Origin of the sequence: Bartonella sp. AA168HLJHH, assembly GCF_042197365.1 — a bacterium.
Classification (GTDB): domain Bacteria; phylum Pseudomonadota; class Alphaproteobacteria; order Rhizobiales; family Rhizobiaceae; genus Bartonella.
In genome coordinates this window covers 1-656 of sequence record NZ_JBHIRS010000085.1, presented here as the reverse complement: position 1 = coordinate 656, position 656 = coordinate 1, and the positions used below count along the sequence as shown (strand labels likewise).

Below are 656 nucleotides of genomic sequence, written 5' to 3'. Positions count from 1 at the left end.
ATCATCGAGATTAATAAGCCGCGGATATCATCGCGTGCTAAATTACCACCACCGTCACTTTCTTTGACTAAAAGGGTCATTTGTTCAAAGGCTGCAAGGGCTGTTGAGGCGTGGACGGTGGTAATGGAGCCGGGGTGACCAGAGTTGACATTACGGATGTAGTAAAAGGCTGTACCATCACGCAGCTCTTGTAGAAGAATTCTGTCGGGGCGCATGCGTAATCCTGATTCAAGCAGTTCTTTTGCGCCTGCTTTTGCTAAGCCTTGGTTATCTTTTGAATAAAAGAGCTGCACTTTGTTGGCGTGCGGTACGACAAGTTCTGGCGTGTCTTCAATGGTGAGAATTCGTTCATAGTCAGGGATTTTTGCAATCAAAGCTTTGGAGAGGGTTGTTTTACCAGAACCGGTTTTGCCCGATATTAAGATATTTTGTTGTGTAATAACGGCTCTTTCTAAAAAGGTGCAAAAGTCTTTGGCGATAAAGAGATCTGTTAGCTCTTTGTCTGTATCAGAGAGTTCGGATAACCGTTCTGTCATTTGTTGCGTGGGTGTGAAACTGGTGTTTTGGGCAACAGAAAACAGATTGTTTTCATGTAAACTTTCAAGAGAAAAAGTGCGTGATGAAGGTTTACGAATGGTCATGCTAATGGTATTGGC

1 protein-coding gene is annotated in these 656 nt (G+C 43.6%); it reads right to left on the bottom strand.

What is annotated here, in order from left to right; translation table 11 throughout:
- Positions 1–656, bottom strand: a 656-nt coding sequence (locus tag ACFINM_RS09880; protein ID WP_375641391.1) for an ATPase, T2SS/T4P/T4SS family, incomplete at both ends; no start/stop codon positions are given.